We start from the raw sequence: 21,195 nt of genomic DNA, 5'->3' as shown, positions 1-21,195 counted from the left end.
ATAAATCCTCAACATCTAAAAAACTGGTTTACTAAATGCTGCTACTGTCATCTATAAACTTGCAATCTGCTGTATGTAGAAAAGAGGTTTGTAATCTAATTCACGCGATGAATTCGATGCCATACTTGGGTGCCGCTGCCAAAACTCGCTCGATCGCTTCCGGAGTGACTGAGCGTAATGGAGCCTCTAGGTTGTCTACTGGAACTCGGCATCTCTAAAGTGTGGTGAGTCGAAGTACCTGATTGCTTTCAGATTCTTACGATGATTTCTCAAATACCTGTGATGAACTGTCGCGGCTAGTCGCGCCCTGCGACAATAATCTTTTCGGCTAGACCGACTGGGTTAGAAAACATCACCTCATGACCACCCGGCATTTGCACGAGCCGAAATAGCCCCAAGCGGCTAGACATCCTGGGATGCCAACCCCACTCGCCTTGGGGCAGGCAAGTATCTTCTGTACAGTAGAGGTAACTTTTAGGAATCGATAGCGAGTAAAACTGCTTCAAGTCCAGCTTGTCAATCAATGGTTGATACGGTTCAGGGGATAATTGTGTGTAACTGGATTGAGCCAGTTTGAGGTCAGCATCGTTGAGAAACACTTCTCGCCAAATCTCAAAAGGCATCGTTATCGTATTATCGTCCGATTCTCTCGCTAGATTGTCGAGTAACGCTTGAGTGTCAGGTGGGATGTTGTCTTTGAGGCTCTCACCATCATTCAGGACAAAGGCATTGAAAAAGATTAGCCGTCGAATGCGATCGCGGATTGCTTCAACAACTTTGGCAATAATGCTGCCACCAAAGCTATGTCCAAGTAAGACAATATCGGTTAAGTCTTTCTCAACAATGTAATCGACGATCGACTGGGTACATTGAGCATGGTTGACGTTTTTATTCACGTCTTTACCATGACCCGCGATCGTGGGAGCAAAAGCCTGATGACCTTTCGCTTCTAGATGTTGGATGACCGCGTTCCAAGCAGAACCATCGTGCCACGAGCCGTGAACTAAGACAAAGGTTGACATTGGATGACTCCTTGCAATGCGGGATGAATATTCTGTTCTAATGACATTAAAAGTTTCTCCTTTGCTATCTGCAACGAATTCATTACGTTTCTGTAGCAGCGGAAGGTAAAGTTCCAGGTGGCCCTAAAATTTCGTCGCCAATCTCGGCAGAAATCGGATCAACCAGCGATCATTATTAAGAACTCGAGATTGATCTGCTTGATGACGCTGCTTGAGACCTGCAACGAGGTCGGTTACTTGACGTTGAGCCTCTGCGCTCAGGGAGTCAAAGTCGTCTAAGAAGAATTGACGTTCTAGCGTTAACTTCCGGGTATTGAGCAACCCTTCGATCTGCCAACCTTCGTCGCGTTTCGTTACGACGTATAGCGGCAGCGAATCTCGTGACGGTGAAGTTTCGGTTTGTCCGGGCAGTATTACCCTGATAACTACGTGCATGAGCGCGAGTTGCGAGTTCACGAAGCGGACAAAATTCACCTCACCCTCCAAGCGTGTTCCTTTGACAACCGTGTCGAATGCTTGCTGATGAAATGCAGCGATTTCTTTTCGACCCTTGAGATGTGTGCCCTCGAACGTGAGGAAATCGGCAGTTTTGCTGAACGGGGCAGCAAAGCCTTCCCCGCTACCTCAATTCCCAGCATCAATCATCTGGTGAAGGAAAGCACGGATTGCCGACTCGTCAGCAGTAGTGGTGGTTTGAGCTGTTTGTGAATTCATAGTTTTGAGCGATTGGATTAGAGTGATGCGGTTGCCTCAATTTCAGGTGCATAAATCGTTTCGTCTTCTTTGCGCCAAGCTGGATCGACTAGACAAAGGAAAACAATAGGTTCGTCGCCATAGTTGTGAAGGAACTGGATTGCATTTGGAGGAATGTAAACCGTATCGCCTGGTTCAATGCGACAAACTTCACTGTCGATCGACATTTCTCCAACACCGCTAATGATGTAATAAACCTCAGAAGTCTTTAGAGAATGGGGAATCGAAGTTTTGCCAACAGGCAAGATCGCATGCGCCAAACTGTAACGCAAGTTGATGTCTTGTTTGTCAGGATGAAGCAGTTCGCGCAGAACAGTTCCATCTCCAGCGATAATTTCTTCACAGTCGTTTAGTTTTTGGATCAGCATACGTTTAGGTTTGCAATTACACAATCGGAGCAAGTTCAGAATCTGTGAATTTTGGATGTTAAATACTGTCAGAGGTCAGCAACGTCACGACATCCGCATGAGCTAATACGACATCGGGGTGGCGTTGAAGTGCCGTATTATACTTCATGGCAAACTCATTGCCCAATTCGTCGGGGCTGAGCAGTGTACGAATGTCACTGTCGATCGTTTCAATTGCCTCTGATGTAACAGATTCATCGGCATGAAGCAACTCATCGATTTGGATAATCAATTCTGAGAGTCGATGCAACCAGGCAAACTGCTCATGACTCATCACCAGTTGTAGCAATTCACCTCTAGAAACTTGCCCTCGAACTTGCTCATAGGTAAGACGCTCAGTATTTAGTAAAAGCTTGTGCAGATGCAGTAGTTTGATTCGTAACTCACTCAAGCGTTGATGTTGACTAATCCGATATTGAGATGTGTTAAGCATGAATCCGTCCGATCCTTCCTTCCTGGTAGTCGTTGATCGCCTGGATAATTTCAGCTTCAGTGTTCATGACAAACGGACCGTAACGCACAACTGGTTCGTTAAGGGGTACACCTCCAATCAGCAGAATATCTAGAGGACGCTGAGCATCAGCAGGGTTGGAGATCACCACATCTTCTCCATCTTGAGAAAAGAGCACCATCTGCCCATCATCACCAGGCGCTGGCTCTGTCCCAAACAACCCAGACCCCTCCAGTACATAGACAAAGGCGTTGTACTCTTTGGGTACAGGCTGGATTATCGTTGCCCCTGGTTGCAGTGTGAAGTGGAGGTAGGTTATCGGCGTGCGCGTCTGAATTACGGCTTTTGCCCCTAACGCTTCTCCCGCAATCACCCGCACCGTCACAGACCCATCTTCGGTTTGAGCTACCGGAATGTGAGCCGCTGGAATTTCCTGATAGCGGGGCGGCATCATTTTGTCTCGTTGTGGCAGATTGACCCATAGTTGAATGCCGTGGAGCCGTCCACCAGTTTGGGTAAACATTGACTCCGGCATCTCGGAATGCACGACCCCGGCACCTGCTGTCATCCACTGGACATCACCCGGATTTAGTAGCCCGGCGTGCCCCGCAGAATCTTTGTGTTCTAACCGTCCATCCAAGACATAGCTGACGGTTTCAAAGCCCCGGTGCGGATGATCGGGTGCACCTTTTGCTTGTCCCGGCTTTAGATTAATCGGACCCAACTCGTCGAGGAGGAGAAACGGGTCAAATTCAGAGAAGCTACTTTTGGGAAAGGGCCGACGTACAAGAAATCCGGCCCCTTCGAGTGTTTCAACGCTGTTGATTACTCCGGCAACGGTTCGAGACGTTTGAGTGGGGACAGTCATAGAATTGCCTCTTCAGAACTAGACAAGTATGTGTATCATTTGAGCCTGACTCAACGGGGTGAATCACAAAGTTTTTTCACAAGCCAGAAATGCAGCAGATCGCTGATTATTCCTGCTGAAGAAAGTTCAGTAACAGGGGATTGATCTGATCGGCGTGAGTCCAGTTAATGGCGTGCGGCCCGCCGGGAATGACAACCAGTTGACTGTTTTTAATCAGCTTTGGAAGTCTTGCTGCGGTGCACTCAAGCGGCAGAATGCGATCGCTATCTCCATGAATAATCAGAGTCGGCACATCAATGCGGGGCAGATCATCCCGGAAATCGGTGAGCCAGGATGGTACACAGTCTAAAGTCCCTTTAGCAGAAGCCCCTACTGCTACATTCCAACTGGCTTGAATTGCTTCATTGCTGATGCGATCGCCAAGCAATACATCAACATTGAAGAACTCTTTGAAAAAGGCAGAAAAATAAGCTGGACGATCGTCAACAATCGCTTTCATAATGCCATCGAAGACACTTTGATCAACACCCTCTGGATTGTCGTCTGTCTTTAACAGAAACGGTGGAACGGGAGCCATCAGCACGGCTTTCTGCACCCGCTCTGAGCCGTATTTGCCAAGATAACGTGTGACTTCACCTGTTCCCATTGAGAAACCGACCAGCACGGTATTTTGCAAGTCAAGCTTGGTCATGAGTGTATTCAAATCGGCGGCGAAGGTATCGTAGTCATAGCCAGATGATGGCTGACTGGAGTTGCCAAATCCTCGGCGATCGTAGGTAATTACTCGATATCCTGCATTCAGTAAAACTAAAACCTGCTTCTCCCAGGAATGTCCGTTCAATGGAAATCCATGAATCAGTACAATCGGTTGACCTGTCCCAAGATCTTCGTAGTAGAGATCGATGGTTGCAGAGTTTTCTTGACCAACGGTAATGTAAGGCATGAGAGGTTTCTCCGTTGTAAATTGAGGATGTGTTTTTGTCTGTTGCATCACAATTTTTATGCAGCGATCGAGCACCGTCTTAACAATGCTGTGTTAAGCAGACTTCAAGATCGGGCAAGAATCCATTGCGTATCATCGCTTCAGAAGGACAAGAATCCTTCATTGTTGCCTGAGCGCGTTTGCCGCGTTTGCCGCCTCTAAGATGGCTTTGATTCTGCTGTTGCAGAAATTAACTTCCAAATGCCAATTAGCGGGTTATTTTGAATCAATGGTGTAGGCATGTTGTTCAGCTGTTGCTTTATAGTCTTCGGCTGAAGTAACGGGTGTCAACACAAAATCAAATTCAGTTGTGTAAAACGGCTTACTTTGATTGTGTGCCTTGAGTTCGTCTGGTGCTTCATGTTTTTGCAATTGAACGATCGCCGATCGCACTGCAAAGGTTGTATCTGAATCCAGGTGAGGATCGCCAGCGATAAAAATTTGTGTTGTCAGCGCAGTGTACTCCGGAACACTGAGTTTGAAATGGATGTGAGCCGCCCGCCAGGGATGCCGTCCTAAGAGTCCCAGCAACTCGCCACATGGGCCACTGCTTGGCACTTTGTAACCTAGTGGCACGACGGTTTCAAACATATACTTTCCACTCTTGTTCGTTTTGAAACGTCCGCGAAAATTCCCCAACGGCTGAGATGGCTCTTGGACATCATATAATCCTTTGGAATTGGGTTGCCAAACATCAATCAGAGCATTGGCGATCGGTTGACCGTTCACATCTAAAACACTGCCTGACAGGAAAAGCGTGTCGCCTTCTGGATCAATGCCTAAGCGATCGCCCATCTGCCGTTCTGGTGCATTCGGCACATACAAAGGTCCTTCTAAATTGCTTTCTGTACCGCCATGCGAATCGTGCAGTAATTCTACCAACTCTGAGATTCCGAGTAGATCTGTTAACGCCTGCATTTCTCCAGCGGGAATCTCCTGAGTGTGATGACTGACCCGGTTGAGAAAATTACGTCCCTGCTGCAATTCTGATTCTGTCAGATTTACCTCACGCACAAAGCCATGCAAATGTCGAACCAAGCTCGTGTAAATTTCATAGAGTCGCGGGTGAGATTTGCCGCGATCGCCATGATTAATGACGGCTTCAGTGATAGTGTCAAGTGCGATTTTCTGCACGATTAAACTCCTTTTTAGTTACATGATTAATGATGGTTGTTTTACGGCGACTATCTTGGCAGGGGTGTCCACTTTGAAAAGTCCGCAAGATGCGCCCAGTAGGCAGTCAATCCGATATAAGCAAAGATGAGAGCCGCCACACTTAACACAATTGCTCCAATAGTTCGCAAGAGCAGGGTTGATTTGAGAGAGAGGGTTGGTACAGAAAAAATTCCTCCTAAGCCAACGAGAATGAACCCAGTTCCTGACAGCAAAGGAAGTTGTGTTATTCCCAGGTTTATGATGCGAAAGCCAATTAGAAGCGATACCAGTCCTGCAAAGAATCCATAAATGCCCAGGGTAAATAATTCCCAACCCATTGCCAGAGTTAGGGAAGTTCCTACAAACAAAATGCCAAACAGAACAGTTGTTTCACCATAGGCAACATTGAAACTACCAATAATGGGCCAGGTAAAAGTCATGTGTAAGCCAGTGACTAAAGCGATCGCGCCGACTACACCAAAACCAGGAATCCAGCGTTTCTGATTTGAAGTACCAAGACCAAAATACACATAGGCAGCTAACAGAGCGAGTCCAGCCGATAGATTAATCAGCATGAGTGTAAGGTAATCGATAAACATTAGACCTCCTGCAAATGTTCGGTTTTGTTAAGACTTAGACAAAAACTGAAGTATGCAATGCCTGTCGCATTGCTTTGTGTACCAGTTTTGGCTTCAGAAATACTCTTTCACCACAGCACTAAAACGATAATGATCAGGAATCTCAAGTTTGTAGGGGGGCAGGCGAGGCTGTATCACCATCAGGTGAACATAGCCAATACGAAAGCGCTTGCCCAGCAATCTTCGCACTTATTAGACAGGGATGGGTTGCAGCCGTGATGCGAGAAATTGCGTGATGTGATTGGCGATCGCATCCCCATCTTCTTCCAGAGCAAAATGTCCGGTATCGAGTAAATGAAACTCAACGTCATTCAGGTCGCGCTGGTAGGGATAAGTGCCTTCGGCAGGGAAGATGTGGTCGTTCTTACCCCAAACAATCAGGGTCGGTGGCTGATATTTGCGGAAATACTCTTGTGTCGCAAAGTTGTAGAAACTTAAAGGCTTTTGCGGTGCAATGACAAAGCAATTAAATGCGCTCCCACACCAACTCGAAAACCGTCTCAACACCATCACTCAAAACTGGCAACGTTTTCAGCGTCACTCGGCTCTCACTCAGAGTAAAAGTGCGAACTAACGTTGTACCGACCCGATTAGGAATTGATGCAATTTTGATCTGGTGAGTTACTGTGTTACCACTCAACGTATAAGTTCCAGCGTAAGCATTGAATGTTGTAAATGCTTGAGCAAGCTCTTCCACGGGTAAAGATTGTATCTGGGGAGTCAGCGGTGATCTGACCTCCTGACTCAGCGGTGAGCGATCGCTCCTAGAAAACATCACCATCATGTGACCATCTGATGTGTAAGTGATGTAGCCAACCGGATGAGTTCCATACACGTCTGGAGTCACCGTTCCATCAGCGTAAATGGCAGTTGCAGAAATTAACTTCCAAATGCCAATTAGCAGATTGTTCTGGATTGAGGGTGTAGACATAATGTGTAACCATTGCTTGATGATTCTCCGCTAGAGAGTAGCGGGTTTCAACACAAAATCAAACTCAGTCGTGTAAAACGGCTTACTTTGATTGTGTGCCTTGAGTTCGTCTGGTGCTTCATGTTTTTGCAATTGAACGATCGCCGATTGAACTGCAAAGGTTGTATCTGAATCCAGGTGAGGATCGCCAGCAATAAAAATTTGTGTTGTCAGCGAAGTATACTCTGGGACACTGAGTTTGAAATGGATGTGAGCCGCCCGCCAGGGATGCCGTCCCAAGAGTCGCAGCAATTCGCCAGATGGACCACTGGATGGCACTTTGTAACCTAATGGCACGACGGTTTCAAACATATACTTTCCACTCTTGTTCGTTTTGAAACGTCCCCGAAAGTTCCCCGGCAACTGAGATGGATCTTGGATGTCATATAATCCTTTGGAGTTGGGTTGCCAAACATCAATCAGAGCATTGGCGATCGGTTGACCGTTCAAATCTAAAACCCTGCCTGACAGGAAAAGTGAGTCTCCTTCTGCATCAATACCTAAGCGATCGCCCATCTGCCGTTCTGGTGCATTCGGCACATACAAGGGTCCTTCTAAATTGCTTTCTGTACCGCGATGCTTATCGTGCAGCAATTCTACCAACTCTGAAATCCCTAGTAGATCCGTTAACAGATGGATCTCTCCCGTGGGAATCTCTTGAGTGTGATGACTTGCCTGGTTGAGAAAATTACGTCCCTGCTGCAATTCTGATTCTGTCAGATTCACCTCACGCACAAAGTCATGCAAATGTCGAACCAAACTCGTGTAAATGTCATAGAGTCGCGGGTGAGATTTGCCACGATCGCCATGATTAATGACGGCTTCAGTGATAGTGTCAATTGTGATGCTCTGCACGATTAAACTCCTTTTTAGTTACGTGATTAATAATGGTTGTTTTACGGCAACTATCTTGACTTATAGTCTGTGTCCTAATCTAATTGGCTACAGCTATAGTGTGGTGACTTGATGCTTTCAAGACTCATCCTGACGATTTTGTGCGGCATACCAATCTATTCAAGAACGATGAGATCAGCCAGCGAATAGGCACCGGGCATATGATAGAGCTTCATGGAATGTCCCTTATCGCGAAGAATGTGTTTTTGCTTCCTATCTGCTGTTTTCATAGTCTGAGTGTAATGACTCCTAATGCTCGGTTTCTTTCAGATTCTTAGGGTGTTTTGTCAGATTCTTGTGCAATCACCTTCAAGACGCAGCGTGGAACCGAGCGTTCTGTCGAGGAACGCGCGGATCAACGTTGCCACCTCCTCTGCATGAGTCTCCAGCGCGAAATGTCCGGCGTCGAGCAGGTGAATCTCTGCATTCGGGAGATCTCGCTGATAAGCGGCAGCACCAGCGGGCAGAAATGCCGGATCATGACGACCCCAGACGGCGAGAAGCGGCGGACGTTGCTCACGAAAGTAGGACTGGAAATCCGGATAGAGCGCGACGTTGTTGCGGTAATCGAGGATCAGATCGAGCTGGATCTCCTCCGCGCCCGCTCGCCCCATGTAGGCGATGTCGAGTTCGTAGCCGTCGGGCGACAAAAGGGTTGGATCGGCTCCGGTACCATACTGCCAGTTCCGGATTGTGTCCGGTGCGAGCGAGGGTCGGCAGGCTTCCCGGTTCGCTGCGCTCGGTTCGCGCCAATAGGTTTCCCACGAACCCCATTCGTCACTGAAACCCTCCAGGTAAGCGTTGCCGTTCTGCGAGACGATCGCAGATATCCGTTCAGGATGGCGCATCGCCAGACGCAGACCTACTGGCGCACCGTAGTCGAAGATGTAGAGTACGTATCGATTGAGCGACAAAGCATCGGTGAAGCCCTCGATCGCGTCGGTAAGGCGGTCGAACGTGTAGTCGAACGTCCCGCGTGACGGTGCCTTGGTCTGCCCAAAACCAGGTAGATCGGGCGCGATGAGCCGAAAGCGATCGGCAAGGAGAGGGATCAGGTCACGGAACATATGGCTAGCGGTTGGAAAGCCGTGCAACAGCAGTATTACTGGCGCATCGCTTGACCCCGCCTCACGGTAGAACACTTCGACATCGCCGACCTGTCGAAACCCGTAGCGTATTTTCATCGTACGGTTCTCTCTGTTTTTGATTTTCTTCCGACTAAGCTTCGACGCTCAGATTTGGAATCTTGGACACCTTTCGCATACCCTACGATCGCCGCTCCTAAACCGCGAGAACCACCTGTTACCAGTGCAACTTTGCCTGCAAGTGTTGTCATCTCGCACTGCCGAGCGACTACTGCGCTACTAACCCACCACCACAAAGACTGCATCATTAGATCGCTCTGTAGACTTGATATGTAATTAACACGCATGACTTTCCCTACTCTCTTGGTCTATGAAACTAGACCAGCCACGATGCTTGTTCTGATGAAGATTGAATTGCCTTAATTTAGACGAAATCTTCCATAATCAGAGAGTGATTTAAGCCGCCAGCAGCAAGGCTACCCTGAAAAACAGCAGCGGTGATCACTTGCATGGGTGAAGTGATGTCACCTGCCGCATAAACGCCTTTGACGCTAGTTTCGTTAAAAACATTAGTCGTCTTGATTAAATTGAATTCATTCAACTCACAGCCTAACTTTTCAGCTAGGTTTGAACGGAGTGTTTGCTTTGGTCGGATTAGTATTCCGCGACGTGCAATTTTCTCGTTTGTCTCAAAAACGATGTTTTCTAATTGTCCGTTATCGCCTTCAAGTCGGATGATTTTCTCTTCGCGAACAAGGATTTTGTGGTTTTCCAACAGTGTCCTTTGATCAGCGGTTAGATCGGCTTTGCCGTTGGTGCAGAGGACTAAATCAGCACTCCAATTTTTCAGCAATGCCGCCATTTCGATGCCCGTTTCGCCATTTCCAACAATGGCAAGCGGCTCGTCGCGCACTTCCCAGGCATGGCAATAGGGACAATGAAACACGCTTTTGCCCCAGAAATCACCAAAGTTTTCGAGAGCTGGAAATTCATCCATTACCCCGAAAGCCAGCAAAATTTTGCGCGTTTTTTTAATCGTGCCATCCTCAAACACAACTTCAAATTGATTGCCGGATGGGTTGATTTCCTTGACCCCGATCGCTTGAAATTCAACGCTTTTATAAGGTTTGAGTTGGTCGCGCCCGATGCTCAAAAGTTCATGTGGACTGATGCCATCGCGGGTGAAAAAACTGTGCGCCTCGTGTGCGGGAGCGTTACGCGGATTCCCTTTGTCGCAGACTAACACGCGACGGCGACTTCTGCCTAAAAGTAGTGCCGCACTGAGTCCAGCGGAACCGCCACCGACAATGACGCACTCGTAAATCTCTTTGTTTTGGTTCATCATCTTTTTCTGTTCTCCAACTGGATAGACAGTCACTTATATCTGTTTCGATTGCTGCTGGTGCAACGACATTGATGCGAATACCTGCTTTGGCATATTGCAGCGCAGCAGCTTTTGTTAAGCCTACTACCGCACAGATCAAACAGAGCGAAGCAACTTCAGTAACTCTTCCGCTGCAGGTCCCGAAGAGGCCGGATTCTGTCCGGTCACGAGCCTTCCGTCCACTTGGACATAGGGAACCCAGTTGGCGGTTTTACTGTAGATGCTACCCCGTTCCTTTAGTCGGTCTTCCAACAAAAAAGGTACGACCGCGGTCAAGCCCACCGCTTCTTCTTCTGCATTCGTAAACCCGGTCACGCGCTTGCCTTTGATTAGATACTCGCCGTCCTTTCCGCGCACATTGACCAACGCAACTGGCGCGTGACACACTGCACCGATTGGCTTGTCGGCCTTCACGAAGGCTTCGATCAGTGCGATGGATGTCGCGTTGTCGGGCATATCCCACATCGGGCCATGTCCGCCGGGGTAGAAAACTGCGTCGAAATCGTCTGCGGACACGTCGGCTAGCTTTTTCGTGTTGGCAAGTTCAGCCTGTGCAGCGGTGTCTGTGCGGAAGCGCTTCGTTAACTCGGTCTGGAACTCGGGTGCTTCGCTTTTCGGATCGAGCGGCGGCAGACCGCCCTTCGGTGAGGCTAGCGTGAGTGCTGATTCCGCGTCCTTCAGCACGTAATAGGGAGCAGCAAACTCTTCCAGCCAGAAGCCCGTTTTCTTTCCGGTATCGCCAAGTTGGTCATGAGACGTGAGAACAATGAGAATCTTCATAGCAAACCTCCTTTTTAAGAACTCAAACACGAACCTTCTCGCTGCATAACACCTGATTCGCCTTCAGTATTGGTGTGAGAACATATCGGTGTCGAGCGCTACTTGGTCGCAACGTTTCGCACTGTCGATCGACTACTGCGCTACAAACCCACCATCCACCATCAATGTTTCACCTGTTACGAACGATGCCAGGTCAGATGATAAAAACAGAACTGCATTTGCAACTTCAAGCGGTGTTCCAACCCGTCCGATCGGGTGAAGTCCTACCATGTAAGCTTTGGCTTCATCCTGGCCACCTGTAGCTGCTTCAAACATATCTGTTTCGATTGCTGCTGGTGCAACGACATTGATGCGAATACCCGCTTTGGCGTATTGGAGCGCAGCAGCTTTTGTTAAACCGACTACCGCATGTTTGCTCGCAGTGTAAAGAGGTACCCCAGGAAGTGCAATGACTCCATTCGCAGATGCCGTATTGACGATTGAACCACTTCCCTGTTTCAACATCTGAGCGATTTCATATTTCATCGACAACCAAACGCCTTTGACATTGACGTTCATCATGCGATCGTATTCCGCTTCTGTTTGCTCAATCAGTGAGGGATTTTCGCCGACAGTTCCTGCATTATTAAAGGCAATATCTAACCGACGGAAAACACCAACCGCTTTATCAACCATTGCTTCAACATCTGCTTCTTTCGTGACATCTGCTTGCACAAAAATCGCCTCTCCGCCAGCTTCCTGAATCAATCGAACAGTTTCTTCACCTTCATCCATTCGACGACCAACTACCACTACCTTTGCTTGTTGTTGGGCATAAGCGATCGCAGTTGCACGACCAATTCCTGATGTTCCGCCAGTCACTAAAGCCACTTTATCTTGCAGTATCATCCTGTTTCTCCTGTTTCAATCAATATTGACTTTCAAAAATTGAACTCCGATCGCATCTCAGCCCCTGCCAGCGATTGCCATCACCGGGATAGTGAGCAGGTTGAAAACGACGTAAACGACGACGGCGGGTCAAACCGAGGTTTTGATGACGAAAGCCCTTAACTCGACCATCTTGTCGCCGCGAAAGCGCCAGACATCGCAGTACGAGTAATGAGCCGCCTTCCCATCTTCGTCCTTCAGTGTGATGTCGCCGAGTGCCGTGACGAAATCACCCTCAGCGATTAAATTGGTGACAGTAAACTTTGGCGGCTCTATGTATGTCTCTGCCATATATTGGCGAACGGCTTCTTTTCCGTTGAGGGTCTTGTCGCCTACAAACGTCCATTGCGTGTCGTCGGTGCAGAATGACAAGAATCCTTCATAGTTGCCTGCTGCGTTCGCCGCATTTGCCTCTTCTAAGATTACTTTATTTTTCTCTGACATCTGAATCCCTCCTCTGTTCAAGTGAATGTTTTAACGGAACGGTCTCTCTACCGGTGCATCACTCTCTCTCCTCAACGGGCTCGACGATCGGTCCCGTTCACCCGTTACCAGGAATCTTTCGTACTCAGTTAACCACCTTTGTACGGTTGGTGTGCAATGGGTTTGTTATGCGACGTTGATATACTTTGTGTACAGTTCATCTTTGTCCTAACTAACTTGAGTGTAGTGAATTCCAACACTTAACTTCTTTCAGATTCTTAGGATATTACTGTGCGATTGAAAACAAGCGATCCGCTCCAGTCTCGCAAATAAGAGCAGCAGTTTCTTCCCCTTCTACACCGGGTTTGTCGCCGAAGACAACTTTTGCAACAGCAGTACCAAAAGCGATAACTTCGTTAAGCTTCGCTAACGCAGTTGCTCTGCCAATTCCCGATGTTCCTCCTGTAACTAACACCACTTTATCTTGCAGTATCATCCTGTTTCTCCTGTCCCAATCAAGATTGACCTTCAGCACACAATCAAACTCCGATCCGTTTAGCAATTACCAACACCATAAAGCTGGTCTAATTGTCTGTAAACTTCAGCACAACTTTGCCCCGTGTTCCTCCCTGTTCTATACGCTGATGTGCCAGAACGACCTGATCCCAAGAAAATACTGAATCAATCACTGGGCCAAGCTGATGACGCTCGATGAGTTTTGTCAAAGCCTCTAATTTTGCTCGGTACTGGGGTGAAAAAACAAAATGAATTGTCATATTCTTACCCCATGCTTCAAGAAGCGATTGCGGTACTGCAATGTCTACAATGCTTGTAAGCCTACCAAAGGGACGAATGATTTCTAGACTACGCTGAATTGTTTCTCCGCCGATTGTATCTAGAACTAAATCCACACCCAGTCCATTTGTTTCTTGACGAATGACTTCTACGTAATCTTCATTTTTGTAATCAATCACTCGATCTGCGCCCAGTTCTGTCACGAAATCTCGGTTTCTAGAACTACACGTCGCAAAGACGTATGCCCCTATCGCTTTGGCGAGTTGAACTGCGATCGAACCCACTCCACCCGCACCCGCATGGATGAGAACTGTTTCACCAACTTGTAGATTGCCCCTAGTCACTAAACAATCCCAAGCAGTTCCGCCTGCAAGCGGAAAAGAAGCTGCTTCAATGTGCGATAGATTTGCAGGCTTCAATGCAACAATCGCTGCATCAGCCACATGATACTGAGCGTAGCTACCGAATTCTCCAAAAATTTGTGGCGAGTAATACACGTTGTCTCCCACCTTGAAATCAGTCACAGCTTCGCCAATTGCCTCAATCACCCCTGAAACATCGACTCCAAGGATGGCGGGTAATCGAACCAGTTCCTTGTAATCACCACGACGAGTTTGGTAATCGACCGGGTTAATCGAGGTTGCACAAACTCTGACTAACACCTGATTCGCCTTCAGTGTTGGTATGGGAACCGTTTGAATTTCAAACTTCTCAGCATCACCAAATGCAGTTAATACGGCTGCTTTCATAGATTCCATCTGTGCCAACTCTCCTTGATTTAGAATAAACAGTGACGGGATTTCAATACTATTCAGCGTGGGTAATTTCTCCCTAACTTCGTAAGTCAGCACGATTTGGTAAGGTAGTTACCGTTTAGTAGCAAATGCAGATATCACAGCCTCGTAGCACACCAAAAAAGTTTTCTCGCTCCCAGCTAAAGCCGATGTGCAACTTAACTAAATAGTCATGTCGTTCCATTGTTTCTCATAGCGATCTCCTTTCTTTTGTAAGCCTAAGGTTCAGGTCATTAGCCAACAACTGGCTGAGATTCAATTCCTCGACACCGAAGCCTAATTGCTGAATGCTTGATTCGTCTATCGATTTTTGATTGTTTTCAGAAAACCAAGATAATTCGATGCTGCTTCCTGAGCGTTTTCGATCAACAGCAAATGTCCGGCTTTGGGTAATTGAATAATTTGACTCCCTGGAAGACAGCGATGTGAGCGATCGACATCCGGAATATCATAGATTTTGTCTTCCTGACCCCAAATTGCCAGGGTCGGAACCCGACTGTGAGGCAACTGACAAAGCACATCATCATAAAGATTCACAATGTCCCAAGTCTGCTGATAATTTCGATTACGATTCACATAATCGTTCACTTTCTCGGTTTTGACCTCATCCGGAATCGTAGGAGGCGTCACGAAAAGCAGACTGATTTCTAGATCGAACTGCTCTTTGGTAATCGGAATAAAGGGATTGATGCCCTCAATAATCGATTTCCTGACGCTAGTTGCCCAATTCGTTACGCCTAGCGGTGAACCGATAAAGGCGAGGCTGCGAACTTGGTTGGGATAAAGCTGGCTGTAAAGGGCTGCGATCGTGCCCCCCATCGAGCTACCTGCAACATCAAGGGATTGAATCTTTAGCTGCTCGACAAACTGGTGCAGGAGGGCTACCTGATTCTCTAGTGCATAGTCTTTCACGGTAAATCCAGTACTCTTGGCATAACCGGGTAGATCGGGTGCGATCGCTTGATAGCCTGCTCTAGCCAACTCGCACATCATGCCATTCCACTGCTCTTTCTCGGCAAATAATCCATGCAGCAGTAAAATCGGCTGTCCTGTCCCTGCTTGATTATAGGAAAGCGTTCCACTCCCGATTTGGGTAGAGCGAGTTGCGATGTCACAGGTTGAAGCAGGAGTTGCGCGATTCAGCCAACCAGAGCCAACAAGCACACTGACAACCAGAACGATAATAACTAACCGAAGAATGAACTTTCTCATGAATAGTTTTTCCTGACTATTCCAAATCCCAGGGTCAACGCATCTAAATTTTATTGACAAAAGTCGAAAACCTTTAGGATACAGCGCTGATCAATTCCTCGCTTTTCGCCCAAAGCTGCTTAGCTTTGTTAGCGTCAAGTGCATACGACCTTACGCCGTCGGCAAACGGGTTGGGCGTGTCATTGATCGGCGCAACTGCACAATCTTCGAGATAGTGTCCGCCGATCTCGTCTTTGTCAGCTACGACTGCTGCCCAGACCGACGTTGCGGCTGCCTGCGGAATTTCTTTCAACTCTTTCGGCGGCAGACCCGCTTCGGTGCGCGCTGCGTCAACGGTCTGCAAAAGTTCCTGCAAATCCTCTGGCGAGAAATGGCGGGGCAGGTCCGTGAGACTGTTTCCGGGCATCACCGAAGCAGCCCGAATGCCGCGATCGCGATGCCGCCTGTCAAACTCCACAGCGAACAGGGAATTGGCGGTTTTCGATCGGCTATAGGCGACCCATGGATCGTATGCCTGCTGCTCAAAATTCGGATCGTCCAAGTCCATATCGGCACCGCGATGTGAGAGCGACGACAGGACTACCAGCCGTCCATTATCGACGAGCAGCGGCTCGATCTGATTGATCAGGGCGAAATGACCAAGATGGTTGGTTCCGAACTGGACTTCAAAGCCATCGATCGTCCGACCGAACGGAGTTGCCATAACGCCAGCGTTAGCGATGATGGCATCGAACGGTTGACCGTCAGCCAACAGTTTATCCGCACAGGCACGAACGCTTTGCAAGGATGCCAGATCGAGATTGATCAACTCCAGGCTGCCGCCCTGCGACGCGGCATCACGAACCGATGCAGTGGCTAGCTCAGCTTTAGTGAGGTTCCTGACCGCGCCGACGACGCTAGCGCCGTGAGAGACCAGTGAGCGGGCGGTTTCAAGCCCAATGCCTGACGATGCACCCGTAATGAGAAATCGCTTTCCCTTGAGATTAATGCCGGAAAGCACCTCGTCGGCGGTCGATTTTGCACCAAATTTTTCAGCCATTTCTTTTCCTTTCGTTAATTGTGAGTGTAAAAGTTTTGATCTTTCGCATACCCTACGATCACCGCTCCTAAACGGCGAGGACCACCCGTTAGCAGTGCAACTTTGCCTGCAAGTGTTGTCGTCATGATGGACTCCTTTGGATGTATTACTGCTCAATCAAACACTGCGTACTACCGGGATGCCCTTGAGGAACCAACGGCACGGAGAGTGATCGAGCAGATGATGCAGGTCGATCGCCACTTGGTCGCAACGTGTCGCACTGCCGAGCGACTAATGCGCTAGATACCCACCATCTATCATCAACGTTTCACCTGTTATGAATGATGCCATTTCAGATGATAGAAACAGGACTGCATTTGCAACTTCAAGCGGTGTGCCAACTCGTCCGATCGGGTGAAGTCCTGTCAAGTAAGCTTTGGCTTCATCTGTAACTGCTTTAAACATATCTGTTTGGATTGCCCCTGGTGCAACGACATTGATGCGAATACCCGCTTTGGCATATTGGAGCGCAGCAGCTTTTGTTAAGCCTACTACCGCATGTTTACTCGCGGTGTAGAGGAGTATGTTAGGAAGTGCAACGACTCCAACCGCAGATGCCATATTGACGATCGCACCACTTCCCTGTTTCAACATCTGAGCAATTTCATATTTCATCGACAACCAAACACCTTTGACGTTGACGTTCATAGTGCGGTCATATTCAGCTTCTGTTTGCTCAATCAATGAGGGATTTTCGCCGCCCATTCCTGCATTATTAAAGGCAATATCCAAGCGACCAAAAACGTCAACTGCTTTATCAACCATTGCTTTAACATCGGCTTCTTTCGTGACATCTGCTTGCACAAAAATAGCCTCTCCGCTAGCTTCCTGAATCAATCGAACAGTTTCTTCACCTTCATCAATTCGACGACCAACTACCACCACCTTTGCTTGTTGTTTGGCATAAGCGATCGCCGTTGCTCGACCGATGCCCGATGTTCCGCCAGTCACCAAAGCAACCTTGTCTTTCAGCATCATGATAGTTACCTCTTGTTGTGAATGGCTGTGTCACTTTGTCAAAAACTCAATGAGCAATACGTGTAGGGGCCAGCAATAAGAAGCACCTCCTACAACCAGGATGAGTACGATCCTGGTTGCAAAATGGCGGGTTTAGGCATTGATATTTGCTGGCTCCTACACTTAGTCGCGATTGCTGGCACGATCGAGCAGTGCGTTTGAGGGCAAGCCCGGATCAAGTACCTTGCGTGCACTGTCAACCCCTACAACGGGCAGCGTAACCGGATCGAGCATGCCGAGTTGAACCAATACAGTCGCCTGATCCCAGTAGAGGTGTTCATGAGCTAACTTGCCGTCACGGAACCGAATAATCGCGACCACTGGCACTTCAACCTGTTTCCCGGTCGGAGCAATGCCGGGTAGCATCCAGTCCATCTGGATGGTATGAGTGAACTTAACCAGCATTTCATCGACGAGTTGATTGGTTCCAATTGTGCGCGAAACCGGAGCCAGTTCTATATCCGGCGGCATCTGTGGAATTAAGTACTTGGAATAAAACTCACGCACTGCCGGTTTCCCTACTCCCCCAGTCATTACCGGAATGTGATTCACGTAAGCGTCCTCAACCATTGTAGCGAGAGCATCTTCAGGGCTGTGAGTACCAAACTCGTGCCCGATATGCTCTTCCCAGACCGCTTGTAAAGCTTCCTGAGCAGGTGTCAGATTGGGGGTTGCCTGTACATTTGCTTGTTTGTCTACAGTTTGCTCTTTGACCACGTTAGATTCTCCTAGTTTGTTCTATCTCAACAGTATTGATTCCAATGCTTAATTTCTTTCAAATTCTTATTTCATTCGCGATCGTTGCCGAATTCTTTGTTTACTCACGCGATTGAAGTAAGGCATGCTTGATATCTATAACGAGATCGGTTACTTGACGTTGAGCCTGTTCACTCAGCGAGTTAAACTCGTCCAGGAAAAATTGCCTTTCTAGCGTCAACTTCCGGGCATTGAGTAGCCCTTCAATTTGCCAATCTCGATCGCGTTTCATCACGACGAATAGCTGCATCGAATCTCGTGACGGTTAAGTTTCGGGTTGTCCGGGCAGCATTACCCTGACACCTCCGCTCATGAGAGCAAGTTGAGGATTCAGGAAGTGGACGAAATTCACCTCACCCTCCAGGCGGGTTCCGTTGACAACGGTGTCGAAGGCTTGCTGATTAAATTCAGCTATTTCTTTTCGGCCCTTGAGATGCGTTCCCTCGAAGGCGATGAAGTCGGCAGTTTCGCTAAACGGAGCACCAAAGTCTTCACCGCTGCCTCGATTCCAAGCATCAATCATCTGGTGAAGAAAATCACAGATTGCCGACTCGTCAGCAGTGGTGGTGGTTTGAGCTGTTTGTGAATTCATAGTTTTGGGCACCTAAATTACAATGATGCGGTTGCCTCAATTTCACCCAATGTTTCTTTTGAGCTGTATATAGAACGATGGCTAGGTTGTCTACGATCGTGAGCATATTTTAATTGTTCAAGAGTGGGGACATTCGCATTCCAATCAGTTCAATGGATCGCATCAGTTGGGCGTGGTTCATCTGCGCGTTGTCCATTTGAAACGTTACTCTCGAAAGGCCGCCGAGCGATTCGCTGTGACGGCGGATTTTCTCCGCCACTTCTTCAGGACTGCCGACCAGTAACGCGCCGGTCGCACTGCGCTGGGCGTCAAAAGCGGCGCGCGTAACAGGCGGCCAGCCTCTCTCTTTGCCGATTCTAGTGAAGGTTTCGGCGTAGCCCGGAAAGAATTCTTCAACGGCTTGCTCGGTCGTGTCGGCGACATAACCAATTGAATGCAATGAAACTTTCAATGTTTCGGGCGCGTGTCCGGCGCGCTTTCCGGCATCGCGGTATAAATCTACGAGCGAGCGAAAGCGGTGCGTTTCGCCGCCGATAATGGCGACCACGAGCGGCAGTCCAAGCATTCCGGCGCGGAGGAAAGATTGCGGCGTACCGCCGACCCCGATCCAGATGGGAAATGGCTTTTGCAGCGGACGCGGATAAATCGCTTGGTTTTCCAGCGCGGGGCGAAATTTGCCCGACCAATCGACCGTTTCATTGTCCCGAATTTTGAGCAAGAGTTCGAGCTTTTCAGCGAAAATCTCGTCGTAATCGCCGAGACTAAATCCAAACAGCGGAAAGGCTTCAGTGAACGAGCCGCGCCCGACAACCATTTCGGCGCGACCTTTTGAAATCAAATCGAGCGTGGCGAATTGTTGAAACACGCGCACCGGGTCAGCCGCGCTCAGCACCGTAACCGCGCTGGTTAGACGGATGCGCTCGGTACGGGCGGCGGCAGCGGCGAGAATAACCGCGTTTGCCGAATCTAAAAACTCATGGCGATGATGCTCGCCGATACCGAAGATATCCAAGCCGGAACGATCCGCCTGCTCTATTCTCTCCAGCAGTTCGGCGACAGACTGCACGGCATCCGCCGTTTCACCGTTTTCACTCGTTCCAACCGAGGCAAAACTGTCAATTCCAACTTCCATATCATTTCCCAAGCGTTTTGCAAATGAAATAGACTTGATTCAAAACAGTAGAAAACCTTGCTGCACGAGTTAAGCGGCTGTTCTCTCGCTCAGCAAAAAACGCCTAATCATCGTCAGCTCAGAGGGGTCACGCTACTACCGCGATCTGAATTATCAGGGAGCGGAATGAATTCAGTTTCACCGGGAACCGCCGGGAAGCGGCGGTCTTGCCAATCTCGTTTTGCCTGCTCGATACGCGCTGAGTGGCTCGACACAAAGTTCCAGTACTTTGTGCGATCGCCCACTGGTGCCCCGCCGATAATCATTGCTTTTGCCTCAGCCTCCGCCCGGATATCTACTGATTCATCCGGCGCTAGAACGGCTAGACAATATGGCTCTAACGGCTCTCCATTTACGAACAGGCCGGATGTGACGCTATAAACTGCCCTTTCTAAACCTTCGGTTGGTGCTAGCTGAAATTGACTCCCCTCTGTGAAAACGAGCGCTAGGTAAAGAGTAGCAGAATAGGTTTTAACGGGTGATTGGTGAGACTGGTAGCTACCGGCGATCAAGGTGGCGCTGGTGCCTGTCTGAATCCACCTCGGTAAATCAGTCGCCGGATAATGTGAAAAGCTGGGTTCAACTTCTTCAGCGGTTTCGGGGAGGGCAATCCAGGTCTGAATGCCGTGAAGAGTAGATTCTTTCTCTCTAAAGCTCTCGGGCGATCGCTCAGAATGAACAATACCTTTGCCCGCTGTCATCCAGTTCACCTCGCCCGGAAAAATCTCTTGTACTGTCCCTAGACTATCTCTATGCAGAAGGCTTCCTTCAAACAAATAGGTAACCGTCGCTAAATTGATATGTGGATGGGGTCTAACATCGACGCCTTCTCCAACCGGGAAAATAGCTGGGCCTAAGTGATCGAAGAAAATGAAAGGTCCAACCATTTTTAGGGTTTCACTCGGTAAGATGCGCTGTACGCTAAACCCACCCAGGTCGTGCTTTTCAGGCGTGATCAATTGCTGAATACTCATTTTTGTACGATCCATTCTTAGTTGACGTTGTGGACGAAGATACAACCTTAGTTCTGTTTCTGCTTCA

At 48.5% G+C, this 21,195-nt stretch carries 25 protein-coding genes and 1 pseudogene; all 26 read right to left on the bottom strand.

The window, feature by feature from the left end; genetic code table 11:
- Window positions 1-296: 296 nt before the first annotated feature.
- Entirely contained in the window at window positions 297-1,022 is a 726-nt protein-coding gene (locus QUA42_RS23195) for an alpha/beta hydrolase (RefSeq protein WP_333140453.1), read from the bottom strand.
- Window positions 1,023-1,145: 123 nt separating this feature from the next.
- Window positions 1,146-1,580: pseudogene (locus QUA42_RS23190) on the bottom strand (SgcJ/EcaC family oxidoreductase); the annotation flags it as partial.
- Window positions 1,581-1,753: 173 nt separating this feature from the next.
- Window positions 1,754-2,143, bottom strand: coding sequence for a cupin domain-containing protein (locus QUA42_RS23185; protein WP_190737417.1), 390 nt, complete (start codon window positions 2,141-2,143; stop codon window positions 1,754-1,756).
- A 58-nt stretch (window positions 2,144-2,201) separates the two neighbouring features.
- On the bottom strand, window positions 2,202-2,615 hold the full coding sequence (locus QUA42_RS23180) for a hypothetical protein (protein ID WP_333140450.1): 414 nt from the start codon (window positions 2,613-2,615) through the stop codon (window positions 2,202-2,204).
- Window positions 2,608-3,501: a pirin family protein gene (locus tag QUA42_RS23175; protein WP_333140448.1), complete on the bottom strand. Its 894-nt coding sequence runs from the start codon at window positions 3,499-3,501 to the stop codon at window positions 2,608-2,610. The genes QUA42_RS23180 and QUA42_RS23175 overlap by 8 nt, the downstream gene beginning before the upstream one ends.
- A gap of 106 nt (window positions 3,502-3,607) precedes the next feature.
- Window positions 3,608-4,444 (bottom strand): alpha/beta hydrolase, encoded by an 837-nt coding sequence (locus QUA42_RS23170; protein ID WP_333140446.1) that lies wholly within the window; start codon window positions 4,442-4,444, stop codon window positions 3,608-3,610.
- Between the two features lie 255 nt (window positions 4,445-4,699).
- Window positions 4,700-5,617, bottom strand: a complete 918-nt coding sequence (locus QUA42_RS23165) for a dioxygenase family protein (RefSeq protein WP_333140444.1) — start codon at window positions 5,615-5,617, stop codon at window positions 4,700-4,702.
- A gap of 50 nt (window positions 5,618-5,667) precedes the next feature.
- Window positions 5,668-6,237: a DUF981 domain-containing protein gene (locus QUA42_RS23160; RefSeq protein WP_333140442.1), complete on the bottom strand. Its 570-nt coding sequence runs from the start codon at window positions 6,235-6,237 to the stop codon at window positions 5,668-5,670.
- Window positions 6,238-6,468: 231 nt separating this feature from the next.
- Window positions 6,469-6,786 carry an alpha/beta hydrolase gene (locus tag QUA42_RS23155; RefSeq protein WP_333140440.1) on the bottom strand — a complete coding sequence of 106 codons (318 nt, stop codon included), beginning with the start codon at window positions 6,784-6,786 and terminating at the stop codon, window positions 6,469-6,471.
- Complete coding sequence (locus QUA42_RS23150; RefSeq protein WP_333140438.1) at window positions 6,743-7,207, bottom strand: lipocalin-like domain-containing protein; 465 nt, start codon at window positions 7,205-7,207, stop codon at window positions 6,743-6,745. The genes QUA42_RS23155 and QUA42_RS23150 overlap by 44 nt, the downstream gene beginning before the upstream one ends.
- A 30-nt stretch (window positions 7,208-7,237) precedes the next feature.
- A complete protein-coding gene (locus QUA42_RS23145) occupies window positions 7,238-8,101 on the bottom strand; it encodes a dioxygenase family protein (protein ID WP_333140436.1) in 864 nt (287 codons plus the stop codon).
- A 326-nt stretch (window positions 8,102-8,427) separates the two neighbouring features.
- Entirely contained in the window at window positions 8,428-9,324 is an 897-nt protein-coding gene (locus QUA42_RS23140; protein WP_333140434.1) for an alpha/beta hydrolase, read from the bottom strand.
- A gap of 325 nt (window positions 9,325-9,649) precedes the next feature.
- On the bottom strand, window positions 9,650-10,549 hold the full coding sequence (locus QUA42_RS23135) for an NAD(P)/FAD-dependent oxidoreductase (RefSeq protein ID WP_333140455.1): 900 nt from the start codon (window positions 10,547-10,549) through the stop codon (window positions 9,650-9,652).
- Entirely contained in the window at window positions 10,440-10,709 is a 270-nt protein-coding gene (locus QUA42_RS23130) for an SDR family oxidoreductase (RefSeq protein WP_333140433.1), read from the bottom strand. Before QUA42_RS23130 ends, QUA42_RS23135 begins: the two co-directional genes overlap by 110 nt.
- Window positions 10,706-11,389, bottom strand: a complete 684-nt coding sequence (locus QUA42_RS23125) for a type 1 glutamine amidotransferase domain-containing protein (protein WP_333140431.1) — start codon at window positions 11,387-11,389, stop codon at window positions 10,706-10,708. Before QUA42_RS23125 ends, QUA42_RS23130 begins: the two co-directional genes overlap by 4 nt.
- A 132-nt stretch (window positions 11,390-11,521) precedes the next feature.
- Window positions 11,522-12,277 (bottom strand): SDR family oxidoreductase, encoded by a 756-nt coding sequence (locus tag QUA42_RS23120; RefSeq protein WP_333140428.1) that lies wholly within the window; start codon window positions 12,275-12,277, stop codon window positions 11,522-11,524.
- Between the two features lie 129 nt (window positions 12,278-12,406).
- Complete coding sequence (locus QUA42_RS23115) at window positions 12,407-12,760, bottom strand: nuclear transport factor 2 family protein (RefSeq protein WP_333140426.1); 354 nt, start codon at window positions 12,758-12,760, stop codon at window positions 12,407-12,409.
- Window positions 12,761-13,025: 265 nt separating this feature from the next.
- Window positions 13,026-13,235, bottom strand: a complete 210-nt coding sequence (locus QUA42_RS23110; protein ID WP_333140424.1) for a hypothetical protein — start codon at window positions 13,233-13,235, stop codon at window positions 13,026-13,028.
- Window positions 13,236-13,323: 88 nt separating this feature from the next.
- A complete protein-coding gene (locus tag QUA42_RS23105) occupies window positions 13,324-14,385 on the bottom strand; it encodes a zinc-dependent alcohol dehydrogenase family protein (protein ID WP_333140422.1) in 1,062 nt (353 codons plus the stop codon).
- A gap of 243 nt (window positions 14,386-14,628) precedes the next feature.
- Entirely contained in the window at window positions 14,629-15,540 is a 912-nt protein-coding gene (locus tag QUA42_RS23100; protein ID WP_333140420.1) for an alpha/beta hydrolase, read from the bottom strand.
- A gap of 73 nt (window positions 15,541-15,613) precedes the next feature.
- Complete coding sequence (locus QUA42_RS23095; RefSeq protein ID WP_333140418.1) at window positions 15,614-16,579, bottom strand: SDR family NAD(P)-dependent oxidoreductase; 966 nt, start codon at window positions 16,577-16,579, stop codon at window positions 15,614-15,616.
- A 270-nt stretch (window positions 16,580-16,849) separates the two neighbouring features.
- Entirely contained in the window at window positions 16,850-17,596 is a 747-nt protein-coding gene (locus QUA42_RS23090; RefSeq protein WP_333140416.1) for an SDR family oxidoreductase, read from the bottom strand.
- A 162-nt stretch (window positions 17,597-17,758) separates the two neighbouring features.
- Complete coding sequence (locus tag QUA42_RS23085) at window positions 17,759-18,352, bottom strand: nuclear transport factor 2 family protein (protein WP_333140414.1); 594 nt, start codon at window positions 18,350-18,352, stop codon at window positions 17,759-17,761.
- A 304-nt stretch (window positions 18,353-18,656) separates the two neighbouring features.
- Window positions 18,657-18,983, bottom strand: coding sequence for an SgcJ/EcaC family oxidoreductase (locus tag QUA42_RS23080; RefSeq protein ID WP_333140412.1), 327 nt, complete (start codon window positions 18,981-18,983; stop codon window positions 18,657-18,659).
- 109 nt (window positions 18,984-19,092) lie between these two features.
- Window positions 19,093-20,115, bottom strand: coding sequence for an LLM class flavin-dependent oxidoreductase (locus QUA42_RS23075; protein WP_333140410.1), 1,023 nt, complete (start codon window positions 20,113-20,115; stop codon window positions 19,093-19,095).
- 113 nt (window positions 20,116-20,228) lie between these two features.
- The gene (locus QUA42_RS23070; protein WP_333140408.1) at window positions 20,229-21,128 is read right to left on the bottom strand and encodes a pirin family protein; all 900 of its coding nucleotides are present in this window, start codon (window positions 21,126-21,128) and stop codon (window positions 20,229-20,231) included.
- Window positions 21,129-21,195: the final 67 nt, after the last annotated feature.

The sequence above is a fragment of the Microcoleus sp. Pol11C2 genome, from assembly GCF_036701505.1.
In the GTDB taxonomy this organism is placed as follows: Bacteria; Cyanobacteriota; Cyanobacteriia; order Cyanobacteriales; family Microcoleaceae; genus Microcoleus.
The sequence above is the reverse complement of the archived record's forward strand: the minus strand, read 5'-3'. Positions and strand labels throughout refer to the sequence as shown.

Bases quoted from the DNA above. Each gene is read 5' to 3' on its own strand.
- QUA42_RS23195 (WP_333140453.1), bottom strand. From the start codon at position 1,022: ATGTCAACCTTTGTCTTAGTTCACGGCTCGTGGCACGATGGTTCTGCT.
- QUA42_RS23185 (WP_190737417.1), bottom strand. From the start codon at position 2,143: ATGCTGATCCAAAAACTAAACGACTGTGAAGAAATTATCGCTGGAGAT.
- QUA42_RS23180 (WP_333140450.1), bottom strand. From the start codon at position 2,615: ATGCTTAACACATCTCAATATCGGATTAGTCAACATCAACGCTTGAGT.
- QUA42_RS23175 (WP_333140448.1), bottom strand. From the start codon at position 3,501: ATGACTGTCCCCACTCAAACGTCTCGAACCGTTGCCGGAGTAATCAAC.
- QUA42_RS23170 (WP_333140446.1), bottom strand. From the start codon at position 4,444: ATGCCTTACATTACCGTTGGTCAAGAAAACTCTGCAACCATCGATCTC.
- QUA42_RS23160 (WP_333140442.1), bottom strand. From the start codon at position 6,237: ATGTTTATCGATTACCTTACACTCATGCTGATTAATCTATCGGCTGGA.
- QUA42_RS23155 (WP_333140440.1), bottom strand. From the start codon at position 6,786: ATGGTGTTGAGACGGTTTTCGAGTTGGTGTGGGAGCGCATTTAATTGC.
- QUA42_RS23150 (WP_333140438.1), bottom strand. From the start codon at position 7,207: ATGTCTACACCCTCAATCCAGAACAATCTGCTAATTGGCATTTGGAAG.
- QUA42_RS23140 (WP_333140434.1), bottom strand. From the start codon at position 9,324: ATGAAAATACGCTACGGGTTTCGACAGGTCGGCGATGTCGAAGTGTTC.
- QUA42_RS23125 (WP_333140431.1), bottom strand. From the start codon at position 11,389: ATGAAGATTCTCATTGTTCTCACGTCTCATGACCAACTTGGCGATACC.
- QUA42_RS23120 (WP_333140428.1), bottom strand. From the start codon at position 12,277: ATGATACTGCAAGATAAAGTGGCTTTAGTGACTGGCGGAACATCAGGA.
- QUA42_RS23115 (WP_333140426.1), bottom strand. From the start codon at position 12,760: ATGTCAGAGAAAAATAAAGTAATCTTAGAAGAGGCAAATGCGGCGAAC.
- QUA42_RS23110 (WP_333140424.1), bottom strand. From the start codon at position 13,235: ATGATACTGCAAGATAAAGTGGTGTTAGTTACAGGAGGAACATCGGGA.
- QUA42_RS23100 (WP_333140420.1), bottom strand. From the start codon at position 15,540: ATGAGAAAGTTCATTCTTCGGTTAGTTATTATCGTTCTGGTTGTCAGT.
- QUA42_RS23095 (WP_333140418.1), bottom strand. From the start codon at position 16,579: ATGGCTGAAAAATTTGGTGCAAAATCGACCGCCGACGAGGTGCTTTCC.
- QUA42_RS23090 (WP_333140416.1), bottom strand. From the start codon at position 17,596: ATGATGCTGAAAGACAAGGTTGCTTTGGTGACTGGCGGAACATCGGGC.
- QUA42_RS23080 (WP_333140412.1), bottom strand. From the start codon at position 18,983: ATGAATTCACAAACAGCTCAAACCACCACCACTGCTGACGAGTCGGCA.
- QUA42_RS23075 (WP_333140410.1), bottom strand. From the start codon at position 20,115: ATGGAAGTTGGAATTGACAGTTTTGCCTCGGTTGGAACGAGTGAAAAC.
- QUA42_RS23070 (WP_333140408.1), bottom strand. From the start codon at position 21,128: ATGAGTATTCAGCAATTGATCACGCCTGAAAAGCACGACCTGGGTGGG.